We start from the raw sequence: 14,058 nt of genomic DNA on the forward strand, positions 1-14,058 counted from the left end.
TTTCGGCCCGGAAGACAATCGGGACCGGAAGTTCCATCTCAAGATCACGCGCCGCCAACATTCTCCATCTGCTGCCGCACGCCGTTGAAGACCTGCGCCGGCACGCGCAGCCCGGCATCGTCCTGGTAGAGGGCCTGCAGCTCGCCGAAGCGTTGGTCTACGTCGACCGTCAGCGCAGCGAGACGATCGAAGCGCGCCAAGCCATCCGGAGATATTTCCTCCTCGGGCTGCGGCATCGCTCCCCAATCGTCCCAGGGAAGCATCTCCATGTTGTTGAGGGCGGCGAAGTCGCGCACGAGGTTCATGGCGATGAACCAGAAACCGAACTCGTCGAAGATGCCGAATTTGCCGGGGTCGGCGGCGCCGGCGCGACAGCGCTGCCAGGTTTCGCCGGCGCTGAGGAATTTGCCCGGCGGCTGGTCGAGGGGATCGAAATCGAGATACAAGGCGGCGCGCTGGAGATTGTCGATCTGGAAATCCGCAGAGACCCAGCGCTCTCCGTCCCAATATTCGGCGATCCAGTGATCGATGCCCTTGCCGGCCTCGAAATACATGCCGAAGCCGCAGCGGGCGCGTGCCGGGACGCCCTGGGCCTTGAGTGCCGCGCAGGCGAGAACGGTGAAATGGCGGCACACGCCGATGCTGCGCCTCTCCGGTGGGCGCGGGATGTCGAGCGGGGCGGGATCGATCCCCATGATCGTATCGAGTATCTCTTGCGCCGGCCGCGTGTGTGACTGCGCCCTTCGCTCCGGGGTCAGCACCTGATCGTAGTGTTGCGCCCAGGCATCATGCAGCAGCGTGCCGTGCACGGCCGCTGCAACGGTTTCGACGCCCTTGAGCGCTGCAAGGGCAAGGGCATGCGGCCCGGCCGATGTCATCTGGCCGGGGCGCGTGTAGAAATCGACAGGGCTCTCATATCCGCTCATGCCGGGCAGTATGATAAAACCGGCGTGGCAGGGCAAGGTCCCGCTGGCCATGCGTGAGGCCCGCGAGCGATCACGGCAGGTCCTTATCGCGCAGCCTGAAACGCTACCTGGCCGTTGTTCAGGAAGCACGTCTTGTCGAACAGTTTCAAGTCGAGCGGGTTCGGCAGCCTGATATCGGCGATATCAGGCAGGGGCTTTTGAGATCGCTCGTAGGATCGGTCGATCTGGGAGATGAAGACCACGATCAGACCGCGTTCGCGGGCGAAAGCCTTCAGAGTGCGGACCTGGACGGAGAGTTCGGGGTTCTCCCGCTTCTGGTCGAGCAGCTGGAGATAGTCGATGACGACGAGCGCGCCGGGCGGTGCGGACGCCAGTCTCTCGGCGATGTAGGCGGCGCTGATAGCGTCGGAGCCGTCGAATTCGAACAGGTGTTGGAATTGCGCCCGGTCGACGCCGATGGCGCGAAAGCGATCGGCAATATCCTCTTCCGTATATTCCAGCGAGAAGAATACACCGGGACGGCCTGATTTCATCGCCTCGACGGCGAGTTCGAGGCCCATCAGGGCCTTGCCGTGGCCGGGCCGGGCGCCGACGAGCAGGAGGTCGCCGGGCAGCAATTGCTGAAACAGCTTGCCGGCAGGTGCTTCCGCCGCTGCTTTTGCCGCAAGCAGGCTCCAGCCGCCGTAGCCTTCTTCCAGGGCTATGCGGTCGAGCGCCTGATGCAAGGGTATGTCCTCGGCTCGGGAGAGCTTTCTGGCTTTACGCTTCAGGTGATAGATAGGCGCAGACATCTTCATTCATAAACCTCCTATTGCGAGCGGTTTTCGCAATCCCTCCTTATGCAAGATGCTCGAACAGTCGGTTCGGTTCAGGTGGCCCCGCATGAAGTCTGCTTTCCCGATGGAGGGGGGAGGCGTGGGCTGCGCCAGAATCAGATCATAGCGCAGGAACGGCCGGCCGAAAATCGCCTGCGTTGCCTCCGGGCGAAAAATGCCAGATCTCCTCAAGCGGAAGTAGAGGGAATTGCCGTAAACGGCTGAGAGCGAGCCGATTTCTGCCCGACGGGCCGCGAAGTCGCTCGGATCAATAATAGGCCGATTTGAACGGGGCGATGGCGGCTCCCATGGCCGATGCGTCGCTTGCTATCTCGGAGATGATCAGCTTCGGCCGGGGGCGTGGCACGCCGTAGCGGGGGCGGTCGAAGATCTCGGTGCGGTCGATCAAAAGCTGTGCCAGGGCGGAGGGAATTTGGCCGCCGAACACGATCCCCTGCGGATCGAAGATCGCCCAGATCGCGTTGATGAGGCGGCTATAGGCGGGTGTCACTTCGTCCACCCATTCCACGACGCCCGGCCATTTGGCATCGAAATGCTTGCGCATGTAACTGATCGAGGGAACGTCGACGCCATTGCGGTTGAGGTTTTCGATCAGATATTGCAAAGCCGGCCGGCGCTTATTCTCCTCGGCGTCATACATGCCCGAGAATTCGCCGGCATTGCCGATGCCGTTATGCAGCAGCTCGCCGTTGCTGACCAGGCCACCGCCGAAGCCGTAGTTGAAGCTCAGATAGGCGAAGTGCTTGATGTAGCGGCCGGCACCGAACATGGATTCGGCGACCGTTCCCGCCTTGCCGCCATTGTGCACCCAGACCGGCTTGCCGAAAAATTCCATCAAGAGTGGCCCGAGTTCGATGAGCGACCACTCGTGCAGCGGCAGCGGGGCATTGTAGCGGGTGCCGCTGACGTGGAAGCCAGCGATGGCAAAGCCGATCCCGAAGAAGGTCTCCTCGGAGAGGTTGTTCATCCTTTGATGTTCGATGAGCTGCTCACGAACGAGATCGAGTGCCTGGGCCATCGAACGTTCGCGCAAGGTGACGCTGCTCTCGGCCAGCACGTTGCCGGCGAGATCCATCAGGCAGATGCCGATCACGTCGGTATTGACCGAGATGCCGCATGAATAGGCGTAGCGGCCGTCGAGCCGGAGTGTCGGGCTCGGCTGGCCGCGGCCGGCGCCGGGTTTCGGCGAGCCGAAGGAAATGATGCCGCGCTCCTCCAACTGGTCGATGATGCGATAGATGGATTGCTGGGTGAGGTCGGTATGGCTGGTGACTTCGGAGCGTGAGAGACCGGGATTGCGCCAGATCAGCCGCAGGAGATCGCGTTCGTTGGAGGAGACGACGCCGCCGCCTTCGCGCAGGAAACGTGGCGCAATCAGATGCTCCGGGAAATAGGCCATATCCAACACCTCTGCCGTCAATAATTACCATAGGTGTGTAGTAATTAGTGTCGCCACCGCCGCCGTATCCGATGTGCAGCCTATAGCAGCAGCTTCACCGCGCTACAAGCGTTTGCGACCGTCACCAAATTGTTACACACTGTGTGTAGTAACCCGCCGTCACCGTGCCGGGCTCGAAGCCGGCCGATCAAATCAGGCGAGGGCAAGATGAAGATTTCCATTCTGGCGGCTGCGGCCGCGCTGATGGCGGGCGCGTGTTCCGCGCAGGCCGCCAATATCGAATTCTGGTACGGCAATACCGGTGTCGTCGAAAAGGCGATCCAGGACCAGTGCAGCGCTTTCAATGCCGCGCAATCGGAGCATCACATCACCTGCGTCGGTCAAGGCAGCTACGAAGTGTCGATGCAGAAGGCGATCGCCGCCTTCCGCGCCAAAAAACATCCAGTTCTCATCCAGTTCTTCGACGCCGGCACGCTCGACCTGATGCTGTCTGATGCCGTCGTGCCGGTCCAGGAGGCGCTGCCCGAGGTTAAGTGGGACAATTATATCGCCGGCGCGCGGGCCTATTACGAAACTTCCGGCGGCGCGCTTTTCGCGCAACCCTACAATGCCTCGACGTTGCTGTTCTACACCAACAAGACCGAGCTCGAGAAAGCCGGCATCACCAAGACGCCGGCGACCTGGAAGGAGATCATCGAGGCCGCCCGCAAGCTGAAGGCTTCGGGTCATGCCTGCCCCTTCACCACCGATGGCGACACCTGGCGCGTGCTCGAACAGTTTTCCGCCCGCCATGGCCTGCCGATCGCCTCAAAGCATAACGGCTATGACGGTCTCGACGCCGAATATGTGTTCAACACCACCTTCGCCGCCAAGCATCTCCAGAACCTGGTCGACTGGCGCAAGGAGGGCCTCGTCAAGCTCAATGCCGATACCAAGGCCGGCAACTTCACCGCCGCCTTCAACACCGGCGAATGCGCGATGATGGAGAATTCCTCGGGTTCTTACAGCGCCTCGGCCAAGGCGTTCGAAGGCAAATACGAGATGTCAGTCGGCATGGCGCCGATGTATGAGGGTTATGAGCGCCACAACACGCTCGTCGGCGGCGCATCGATCTACATCATGAAGGGCCACGACAAGGCCGAGGTCGAAGGCGCCAAGGCCTTCCTCGACTTCCTACGCCGTCCCGAACAGCAGATGTTCCTGACCGCCGCCACCGGCTACGTGCCCGTCACCAACGACGTGATGGATGCGATCGCGAAAAGCGGCGAGGCGAACGCGCCAAAATATGCGACGGCCGCCATCGGCATCGAGTCGATGAACCAGCCGCGCACCCCGGATACCCGCGGCGTCCGTCTGGGCTTCTATGTGCAGTTCCGTCAAGTCTTCGTGGAAGAGACGCAGAAGGCCTTTGCAGGCCAGGAGACCATGCAGGTGGCGCTCGACAATGCCAAGAGGCGTGGAGACGAGCTGCTGCGCCGCTTCGAGCAGACCTACAAGGGCGTGAGGATGCAGTGATCTCGACATCTCGCGCGCGGGACGTTTGAACGTCCCGCGCGTCCCACGCACCGGGGGCGTCCTAAGCGCTCCCGTGCGTCAGGCATGGGACCCATACGCCCGTGCCGGTCTTCCCAATGCAGGGCTTCTCCATGACGTCGGAATCTTCTCTCTTCAGCCACCGCTGGCTGCCGCTTCTGCTGGTAGCGCCGCTTATGCTGCTGATCGCACTCTTCTTCTACGTGCCTGTTTTTCAGGCCTTCTACTGGTCATTCTTCCTCGAGCGCCCCTTCGGCGGTGGCTCGATGTTCGTCGGCTGGGATAATTTTGCCCGCGTGTTTTCCGATCCGGAGTTCTGGAAGAGCTGTTGGCGCACCATCGTCTTCATGGTCACTGCCTCAGCGCTTGCGGTCGCGGTCCCGCTGATCCTTGCGGTCGCGGCCGACCGGAAGATCCGCATGTCGCAGCCGGCGCGCAATGTGCTCGTGTGGCCGAAGGGGGTTGCCGGCGCCTCGATCGGCGTCGTCTTCGCCTTCATCTTCAATCCCTTCGTCGGCGTGCTCGCGCCACTCAACTCAGCCTTTCCTGGCATCTGGGCGCCCGGCATCGACGGTACAGACGCCTTCATCACGCTGATTGCAGCGCATGTCTGGGGTGGTATCCCGTTCAATTTCGTCATCCTGCTCGCCGGCCTGCAATCGATCCCGAAGACCATGCACCAGGCAGCCGCGATGGATGGGGCAGGCCCCTGGCGGCGGATTTTCGACGTGCAACTGCCGCTCATCATGCCGCAGCTCTTCCTGACGCTGGTGCTCGAGTTCACCGAGAGCGTCACCTCGGCCTTCGCGCTGATCGATACGATCACCGATGGCGGTCCTGGCGGCGCCACGACGCTGCTTGTCTACAAGATCTATACCGACGGCTTCAGCGGCTACGACCTCTCCGGCGCCTCGACCCAGACTGCGATCCTGATGGTCTTCGTCGTCCTCCTCACCGCCGCCCAATTCCTCTTCCTCGGCCGGCGCATCAACTACGAGCGGTGACCCCATGATCGAAAACGCACGTTCCCTCAACATCGCAGCCAGCCTCGTGCTCATGGTCGGCATCGTCTATATCCTCGGACCGCTCTATTTGACGGTGGCGACGGCCTCGCAATCCTATGAATTCATGCTGCGCAACGGGCTCGCCTGGTATCCCGGCGACCAGTTTTTCACCAATGCGGCGCATATCTTCACCGAGACATCAATCCCAATCCAGATGTTCAACAGTCTGGTGGTCGCCTTTGGCGATGCATTGGCGACCTGCGTCCTGTCGCTTCTGTCGGCCTATGCCATCGTCTATTTCAGGGTTCGCTGGGCGGGCGTGGCCTTCGCGCTGATTCTGGCGACCATCATGCTGCCGATCGAGATCCGCGTCATCACCACCTACCAAGTGGCGTCGAATGTGTTTTCGCCGTTCAACGCGTTGCTCGATATCACCGGCCTGAACGGGCTGATCGCCGAATATTTCGGCGCGCCGGTGAAGCTCGAATGGAGCGTGCTGAACACGCATTTCGGACTGATCGCGCCGCTTGTGGCGCATGGCACCGGCACCTTTCTGTTCCGTCAGTTCTTCCTCACCCTGCCCAAGGATCTGTTCAAGGCGGCGCGCATGGATGGGGCAGGGCCGATCCGCTTTCTCTTCGATATCCTGCTGCCCTTGTCGCGCACCAGCTTCGCCGCGCTCTTCGTGCTGACCTTCCTCAGCGGCTGGACGCAATATCTCTGGCCGCTGGTCGCCGCCTCGACGTCAGACATGCAGACCGCCGTCGTCGGGCTGGCGCGGCTCGTGCCGGATTCGGACGGAGAGATCCCCGACTTTCCGATGATCATGGCCGGCGCCGTCATAGTTTCCATCATTCCGTTCGCGATGATCGCGCTCCTGCAGCGCTATCTGGTCCAGGGCCTCGCTCTCACGGAGAAATAGGCATGAACGCCATCGACATGGCCATCCGCGCCGCTGCCGCCAACATCACGCTATCAGGCGTCACCAAGGCCTATGACGCCGAGACCGTCGTCATCCCGCCGATGGATGTCGAACTCCGAGCCGGCGAATTCACCGTCGTGCTCGGTCCCTCCGGCTGCGGCAAGTCCACGCTGTTGCAGATGATCGCCGGGCTGGAGCGGGTGAGCGGCGGCACGATCGTCATCGGCGGCCGGCAGGTGCAGGATCTGGAGCCGAAACATCGCGGCTGCGCCATGGTGTTTCAGAACTATGCGCTCTACCCGCATATGAGCGTCTTCGACAACATCGCCTACAGCCTCAAGGTATCAGGCATGGCGAAGGCCGAGCGCATCGAGCGGGTCGGCGCGGTGGCGAAGATGCTCGGGCTGTCGGACTTCCTCGGCCGCAAGCCCGGGCAGCTTTCCGGCGGCCAACGCCAGCGCGTCGCGATCGGCCGCGCCATCGTACGCGAGCCCGGCGTGCTTCTATTCGACGAGCCGCTCTCCAACCTCGACGCTCAGCTCAGGCACGACATGCGTGTCGAGCTTGCCGAACTGCACCGGCGCATCGGCGCCACCACCGTCTTCGTCACCCACGATCAGGTGGAGGCGATGACGCTGGCGGACCGCATCCTCATCCTCAACAAGGGGCGGATCGAACAGTTCGACACGCCGAAAGCGATCTATCACCAGCCGGCCTCGGTCTTCGTCGCCAAATTCATTGGCGCGCCGCCGATGAACATCCTGCCTGTCATCGGCGACGGCACGGTACTCAGGCTCGCCGACGGGCAGGTGGTGGCGCAGGCCCGGCTTACCGGCGCCTATCAGCTCGGCATCCGGCCAGAGGATGTCCTGATTGACGGCGGGGCCGACGGACATGTGGTCACGTCAGCTCTGCGGTTTCGCGAGGATCTCGGCTCGCACGCGATCCTGGCAGCCGAGCTGGGCGGCTCGGTCGTCAGGATCGCGACGCCCTTCGGCGTCGAGATACCGGATCACAGCCAACTCCTTCTCAATCTCCCGGCTTCCCGCCTGCATCTCTTCGATGCAGCGAGCGGCAGGGCCATACCCGGCGCCCTCAGCGCAAACTAAAGGAAGTCCCATGAAATACATCGACCACATTGCCGATCCGTCGCGTTCCTGCGCCATCGTCGCCCATCGCGGCGCCTGGCATCAGGCTCCGGAGAACAGCCTTGCCGCAATCGAGAATGCGATTGCCGGCGGCTATGACATCGTCGAGGTGGATATCCGCCAGAGCGCCGATGGCGTGCTGTTCATCCTGCATGACGACACGCTCGAGCGCATGGCCGGCATCGATCGCATCCCCGAGGAGATGACGATCGCCGAGATCACCAGCCTGCGGCTGCGCATGGCCGATGGCGGGCCGGACCAGCCGTTCACGCGCGAGAGCATTCCGACGCTGGAACAGGTGCTCGAAACCGTACGTGGCCGCATCTTCGTCGATCTCGACCTCAAGGACCTCGAGATGATTGATATCGTCGCGGCTAAGGTCAAAGAGATGGGCATGGCCGACCAGGTCGATCTCAAGGCTCGCGCCGATACGCCGGAGGCGCTGGCCTGGCTCGCCAGGCAGCCCGGGATCGACGGCATTCCGTTCATGGGCCAGGCGTTTTTCAGGGTCGGGAGCGCCGAAGAGACAGCCAAGGCAGTCATCGCGGCGCGCCCCTTCATGTGCGAAGCCAAGTTCGATGAGCTTGAGACGCTGGCCGGCCAGCACGAACGTCTGCGCAACGCCGGGATCTCCCTCTGGGTCAACACACTCGATCTGGTCTCCTGCTGCGGCCTGACCGATAGTGCGGCCCTTGAAGATCCCGATGCGATCTGGGGTCGGATGATGGCGGCCGGCATCAGCGTCATCCAGACCGACCAGCCCGCCGCGCTTAAGGCCTATATCGAGGCGCGCCGCGCATGAGGGACGTGTCGGACGACATATTCTTCGCCGTGATGGAGGATATGCGCCGGGCGGCGGAGGCGGAAATCCTGCCCCGCTTCCTCGGCGTCACCGCCGAGGGTATTCGCACCAAGACCGCGCCTGACGATCTGGTGACCGATGCCGATATCGGTGCCGAGCGGCGGCTCACCGAAGCGCTGTCGGCGCACTTTCCCGAGGCGCTGCTGGTCGGCGAGGAAGCGGTCTCCGCCGATCTGTCGATTCTGACGCGGCTTGCCGACGCCGATCTCGCCGTTATCATCGATCCTGTCGACGGCACCTGGAATTTCGCCCATGGCCTGCCGCTGTTCGGCATGATCGTGGCGATCGTCTCTGCCGGCGAGACGGTGGCCGGGCTGATCCACTATCCCGTGACCGGCGATTTCCTCGCCGCCCGGCCGGGGCGAGGGGTGTGGCATATTGCCCGTGATGGCACGCAGACCCGGCTCAGCGTCGCGCCACCGGGGCCGATCGGGGAAATGCACGGCTTCGTGCCGCTGCATATGTTTCCCGCCGAGGAGCAGTCGGTCTATGCTCAGAGCATGCTGCACTTTGCCCGCACCACCACGTGGCGCTGCTCGGCCTATGAATACCGGGCGGTGGCAACAGGCGCTATGAGCTTTTCGCTGAACGCCGAGCTCAAACCCTGGGACCACGCCGCCGGCGTGCTGATCCATCACGAAGCCGGCGGCTATGGGGCATTGCTCAGCGGCGAAGCCTATCGTCCTGCGATGACCAAGGGCCGGCTGCTACTGGCGCCGGATGCGGAGAGTTGGGAGGCGATCCGGCGGGGTTTTGTCGAGGGGTGATAGCGGTTGTGGTTCGGCAGGACGCTCTGGCGCGCCGCGGCTTGCGACGCGCCATTCCGGCCATGCAGTTTCCAGCATTCGGCGTGCTGTTCCTAGTGTGCCGACGCGATCTCAGGCGAAACGCCATCCCAATCTCCGTCATTCCTGTGCTTGTCACAGGAATCCAGCCACGGCGTGTCCACGCCGTGAGGGACTCTCATATGACGAAGCCCTTCTCCCGCGCTCAAGGACTTGAGCGCACTGGATTCCTGTGACGAGCACAGGAATGACGGAGGAGAGGTCCTCGATGGCCGATGCGGCGATCAATATGTGAACTCAAGCCAAAGGCGAGGCAATTGCCGTAAGTGCAGGGAAATGAGCCGGATTTTCTGTCGGCAGTATTGAGATCCGCCGCGGCGATCCGGACTTCACCTGGCCCCCGACAGGCGCTAAAAATGAAACATGCGCTACACATTCGCCATAGGTGATATCCACGGCTGTATCGATCCGCTGAAAAGGATGATCGATCGGATCGAGGCTTATGCGTCTGAAGGGACGGTCGTCTTCGTTGGCGATTACATCGATCGCGGGCCTGACAGCAAAGGTGTCCTCGACCGGATCATTGCCGGTCCATCGGAGCCGTGGAGATGGATCTGCCTGAAAGGCAATCATGAGGATATGATGGTCGCTGCCTATGCCGACGGTCAGAGCAGAGCCGTGTGGCTTGGCAACGGCGGGCTGGAGACCGAAATATCCTATGGCGGCAGGGTTTTGCCGCAGCATCTGCAATGGGCGACCGATCGTCCGCTCATGCATGTCGATCGGCATCGCATCTTCGTCCATGCCGGCGTCGATCCGGCATTTCCGTTGGACCGGCAGAGCCAGGACGATCTTCTATGGATGCGGTTCGTGGCCGGTGAGCCAGGCGAATATTGGGGCAAGCACCTCGTCCACGGCCATACCCCATCGATGTCCAATCCCATGACGACAGGAAACCGCACCAACATCGACAGCGGCTGCGTCTTCGGCGGCAAGCTTTCCTGTGCGGTCTTCGACGACGATGTTGCCGGCGGGCCGATCGACTTTATCGAGGTGAGGGCGTGAACTGGGTCGTGTCGGTAAGGGTATAAAGCCGGAGATGGCGGGTGGAGCATTGCGGAGTGGGGAGGCCTATCGCCCCGCCATGACTCGTCAGCAGAAAGTTTGGCGAGACGCCACCCCAATCTCCGTCATTCCTGTGCTTGTCACAGGAATCCAGCCACGGCGCGTCGGCGCCGTGAATGACTCTCAGAAGGAAGTCGTTCTCCCGCGCCCAAGGACTTGGGCGCACTGGATTCCTGTGACGGGCACAGGAATGACGGAGGAGAGATGTGGCGGCGCTTGGGACCATCACCGCCCATTCAGGCCCGCCAGCCGGCGGCGAGCCGCAGCCAGGGCGCCAGGTGGAAGCTGCTCATCAGCAGGTACATGGGTACCATTCCGCCGATCGGGAAGGAATCCGGCGTCGTCGTGCAGATCATGTCGGCGCCGGTCGTGGCTGTCAGCAGCGCCATGATCGCGAATGTCGGGGCAGCGGCGAGCGACAGCCAATCAGCGACGCGGCCGGCGATCCGGCCGCCTGGGCTCGCCATGCCAGCGCTCGGTTTAGCAACTGATCCGTCTGCGGCGGCAGCCAGCGAGAGCCATTCGGCGGCGTTGAGAGCGGCGTTGCCGTCGCCTCGCTCGGGAGTGTGGGCTGAAAGCAGCATCGGCGTCACTCCTTGCCGTACCGGTCGTGGTGGCGCCACCAGATGCCGGTTTCGTTGCGGCCCTTGGGTGCGCGGTCGAGCCATTGATACATGCCCCAGAGCCCGTCCAGCCCGCGCGCATAGCTGGAATAGCTGTGGTAGACGGCGCCATCGATAAGTTCGAAGGCGCTGACGCCCGGCCGGTCGCGGGTATAGGTGGGGACATCGGTGCCGGTCATGGCAGCGATCTGGGTGATCGGGGCCTCGCTGTCGCGCGGCTGCCATTCCTGGACAGTCCTGCCTGGGAGCGGTTCGGGAGCGGGCGGTTCCCGGCGGTAATTATAGTCTACCTCGCCCTGGTGCTGCTGCTCGGCAGAGAACCAGACGCTGAAATCGCCGTTGAAGTCGCTGCCGAAGGAGGAGGCCCAGGGAAAGCTCCAGTCCATCCGCTGCTTGAACGCTTCGAGCTTTGCGAGCGGCGCCCGCGAGACCGCCCAAAAGGCGACGTCGTGGTTCTCCAGGTGAACGAAGAAGCCGTTGAAACCGTCAGCGATCGAGGAGCAGGAGGGGCATCCCGCGGTATAATCCGGCCCGAACATGAAGTGATATACGAGAAGCTGCGAGCGCCCGCCGAAGAGGTCTTTCAGCGAGATGCTGCCGGCGTCGGTGTCGAAGCGGTATTGCTTGTCGATCCTCACGCGCGGCAATTGCTGGCGCTTGATCGCCAGCGCGTCGCTCTGCCGGGTCAGCGCCTTCTCCTCTTCGAGCAAATCGAGGCGAGCCGGCAGCCATTGCTGCCGTGTTGCGTTCAGCTCTGTCGTCATGGGTCTTCTCCTTTGCCTGTCTCTCGTCGTAGCATCCGGCGCAGGCTTGCTTGCCGGTCGACGACAAATCTAAGGCCGGGTGGGGAAATGGTGGGAGTGACAAGTGTGACGGGATTTGAATGGACTCGCTGATCACGGCAGCGGCGCGGGCGCTGGCAGTGGGAGATGCGCTCGGCGCGCTGAAGCGTGTGGCGCTGCGCGATGATGCGCCGGCGCTGGCGCTGCGCGGCATTGCGATGGCGCAGCTCGGCGATCTCGTCCGTGCCAAGGCGCTGTTGAAGAGTGCGGCGCGTGCTTTCGGTCCGCGGGAGGCGGTGGCGCGCGCCCGCTGCGTGGTCGCCGAGGCCGAGATCGCGCTGGTCTCGCGCGATCTCACCTGGCCGCCCAAAGCGCTGGAGGGCGCGCGCAAGGTGCTCGAAGCGCACGGCGACAGGGTCAATGCCGCCCATGCCAGGAATGTCGAGCTTCGCCGGCTGGTGCTGATCGGCCGGCTCGACGAGGCCGAGCGGGCGCTCGAAACACTCGACCCGACGCCGCTGCCGCCGGCGGCAAGGGCTGCCCACGAGCTGGTGGTCGCGGGCATCGCGATCCGGCGCCTGCAGACGAAAGCGGCGCGTGCGGCGCTTGATAGGGCGAGGCAGGCGGCGCGCGAGGCCGGTATGCCCGTATTGACGGCGGAGGTAGAAAATGCCGCCGACGTACTCAACGCACCGGTGGCACGGCTGATCTCGCGCTGGGGCGAAAGCCCGCTGCTGCTTGAGGAGGTGGAAGAATTGCTAGGCTCGGGCGCGCTCGTCGTCGATGCCTGCCGTCATATCGTGCGAGACGATCAGCTTTCCGTGTCGCTGGCAACGCGGCCGGTGCTCTTCGCGCTCGCCCGCGCGCTCGCCGAAGCCTCGCCAGGGGATATGGCCAGGGGCACGCTCGTCGCGCGCGCCTTCCGCGGTAAACATGCCGATGAATCGCATCGCGCCCGGCTGCGCGTCGAGATCGGCCGGCTGCGGGCCGAGCTGCGGGCGCTCGCCGAAGTCTCGGCAACGAAACGCGGCTTTGCGCTTTCGCCGCGGCGCGCCGGCGAGACCGTCGTGCTGGCGCCGCTGGTCGAAGGCCAGCATGGGGCGGTGCTTGCCTTTCTCGCCGATGGCGAGGCCTGGTCGAGCTCGGCGCTGGCGATCGCGCTCGGCGCCAGCCCGCGCACCGTGCAGCGGGCGCTGGATTCGCTTGCCGGGGAGAGCAAGGTGCAATCCTTCGGGCGCGGGCGGGCAAGGCGCTGGATGAGCCCGCCACTGCCCGGTTTCCCGACGATCTTGTTACTCCCGGGACCTTTGCCGAGTGATTAGTATGACCTGACTGATGAGGATGGCAAACAGGATGGAAGAGATGAAAAAATCGGCTGCAGCGATCATCCGTGAATATGGACCCTTTCCCGGCGCCGAGCGCGTCAACGGTGTCACCTTCGATGGTGAACACGTCTGGTTCGCCTCAGGCGACAGGCTGAACGCGCTCGATCCCGCAAGCGGCGAGGTGGTGCGCTCGATCGAGGTTGCGTCTCATGCCGGAACGGCTTTCGACGGCGAGTTCCTCTATCAGATCGCCGAGGATGTCATTCACAAGATCGACCCGAAGACCGGACGTATCGTTTCGACCATCCCGGCGCCCGGCAATGGCGGTGATTCCGGCCTTGCCTGGGCCGAAGGCTCGCTCTGGGTCGGCCAGCATCGCGGCCGCCGGATCCATCAGATCGACCCGGAGACGGGCAAGATCCTCCGCACCATCGAATCCAACCGCGTCGTGACAGGCGTCACCTGGGTCGATGGCCAGCTCTGGCACGGTACCTGGGAGGGCGATGACAGCGACGTCAGGCGCATCGACCCCGAAACCGGCGAAGTGCTGGAGCGGCTGGAGATGCCCGAGGGAACCGGCGTTTCCGGCCTCGAATCCGACGGCGCCGACTGCTTCTTCTGCGGTGGCGGCGCCAGCGGCAAGGTCCGCGCGATCCGCCGGCCGGCGCAGGGCAAGGAGGGGAAGGGGAAGTAGCCGCGATGCGACGTTGAAGAGGCCAATGCAGCATATCCTTCCCCAGCGACAGGCGGCCTGCCAGCAAGTCGGAAGTCGACATCAAGGATCAGGT

General features: G+C 63.4%; 14 protein-coding genes. 9 read left to right on the forward strand and 5 right to left on the reverse strand.

The genetic code is table 11. The annotated features are described in order from the left end of the window. Window positions 1–44 precede the first annotated feature (44 nt). The 3 genes from RWK44_RS26900 to RWK44_RS26910 all read right to left on the reverse strand — a co-directional run bounded on the left by RWK44_RS26900 (window position 45) and on the right by RWK44_RS26910 (window position 3,161). Window positions 45–926 carry a transglutaminase-like domain-containing protein gene (locus tag RWK44_RS26900; RefSeq protein ID WP_131663786.1) on the reverse strand — a complete coding sequence of 294 codons (882 nt, stop codon included), beginning with the start codon at window positions 924–926 and terminating at the stop codon, window positions 45–47. Window positions 927–1,009: 83 nt separating this feature from the next. After that, window positions 1,010–1,723 (reverse strand): DNA helicase, encoded by a 714-nt coding sequence (locus tag RWK44_RS26905; protein ID WP_168259884.1) that lies wholly within the window; start codon window positions 1,721–1,723, stop codon window positions 1,010–1,012. Window positions 1,724–2,009: 286 nt separating this feature from the next. After that, the gene (locus RWK44_RS26910; protein ID WP_168287147.1) at window positions 2,010–3,161 is read right to left on the reverse strand and encodes an ROK family transcriptional regulator; all 1,152 of its coding nucleotides are present in this window, start codon (window positions 3,159–3,161) and stop codon (window positions 2,010–2,012) included. A 207-nt stretch (window positions 3,162–3,368) separates the two neighbouring features. On the opposite strand from RWK44_RS26910, the gene RWK44_RS26915 reads away from it, so the two are divergent. The 7 genes from RWK44_RS26915 (at window position 3,369) to RWK44_RS26945 (ending at window position 10,480) form a co-directional block, all read left to right on the forward strand. Next, a complete protein-coding gene (locus tag RWK44_RS26915) occupies window positions 3,369–4,676 on the forward strand; it encodes an extracellular solute-binding protein (RefSeq protein WP_168287146.1) in 1,308 nt (435 codons plus the stop codon). A 131-nt stretch (window positions 4,677–4,807) separates the two neighbouring features. Beyond that, window positions 4,808–5,698, forward strand: a complete 891-nt coding sequence (locus tag RWK44_RS26920) for a carbohydrate ABC transporter permease (protein WP_017961110.1) — start codon at window positions 4,808–4,810, stop codon at window positions 5,696–5,698. Window positions 5,699–5,702: 4 nt separating this feature from the next. Continuing rightward, on the forward strand, window positions 5,703–6,620 hold the full coding sequence (locus tag RWK44_RS26925; protein WP_316029631.1) for an ABC transporter permease subunit: 918 nt from the start codon (window positions 5,703–5,705) through the stop codon (window positions 6,618–6,620). A 2-nt stretch (window positions 6,621–6,622) separates the two neighbouring features. Then, the gene (locus RWK44_RS26930; protein WP_131643034.1) at window positions 6,623–7,729 is read left to right on the forward strand and encodes an ABC transporter ATP-binding protein; all 1,107 of its coding nucleotides are present in this window, start codon (window positions 6,623–6,625) and stop codon (window positions 7,727–7,729) included. Window positions 7,730–7,739: 10 nt separating this feature from the next. Continuing rightward, complete coding sequence (locus tag RWK44_RS26935) at window positions 7,740–8,570, forward strand: glycerophosphodiester phosphodiesterase family protein (RefSeq protein WP_316029632.1); 831 nt, start codon at window positions 7,740–7,742, stop codon at window positions 8,568–8,570. Then, complete coding sequence (locus RWK44_RS26940; RefSeq protein ID WP_168287143.1) at window positions 8,567–9,397, forward strand: inositol monophosphatase family protein; 831 nt, start codon at window positions 8,567–8,569, stop codon at window positions 9,395–9,397. Before RWK44_RS26935 ends, RWK44_RS26940 begins: the two co-directional genes overlap by 4 nt. A 441-nt stretch (window positions 9,398–9,838) precedes the next feature. Further along, on the forward strand, window positions 9,839–10,480 hold the full coding sequence (locus tag RWK44_RS26945) for a metallophosphoesterase family protein (RefSeq protein ID WP_131642779.1): 642 nt from the start codon (window positions 9,839–9,841) through the stop codon (window positions 10,478–10,480). A gap of 296 nt (window positions 10,481–10,776) precedes the next feature. Here the strand turns inward: RWK44_RS26945 and RWK44_RS26950 are convergent, their stop codons facing one another. Beyond that, window positions 10,777–11,124: a hypothetical protein gene (locus RWK44_RS26950; protein ID WP_316029633.1), complete on the reverse strand. Its 348-nt coding sequence runs from the start codon at window positions 11,122–11,124 to the stop codon at window positions 10,777–10,779. A 5-nt stretch (window positions 11,125–11,129) separates the two neighbouring features. Then, a complete protein-coding gene (locus RWK44_RS26955; protein WP_316029634.1) occupies window positions 11,130–11,927 on the reverse strand; it encodes a DUF899 domain-containing protein in 798 nt (265 codons plus the stop codon). Between the two features lie 119 nt (window positions 11,928–12,046). Here RWK44_RS26955 and RWK44_RS26960 point away from each other — a divergent pair, with 119 nt between their 5' ends. Together RWK44_RS26960 and RWK44_RS26965 are read left to right on the forward strand one after the other, a co-directional pair. Further along, entirely contained in the window at window positions 12,047–13,267 is a 1,221-nt protein-coding gene (locus RWK44_RS26960) for a helix-turn-helix domain-containing protein (RefSeq protein ID WP_316029635.1), read from the forward strand. 40 nt (window positions 13,268–13,307) lie between these two features. Beyond that, complete coding sequence (locus RWK44_RS26965; protein ID WP_316029636.1) at window positions 13,308–13,964, forward strand: Vgb family protein; 657 nt, start codon at window positions 13,308–13,310, stop codon at window positions 13,962–13,964. Window positions 13,965–14,058: the final 94 nt, after the last annotated feature.

It is taken from the genome of Rhizobium sp. 25PS6 (assembly GCF_032464655.1).
Lineage (GTDB): Bacteria > Pseudomonadota > Alphaproteobacteria > Rhizobiales > Rhizobiaceae > Rhizobium > Rhizobium laguerreae.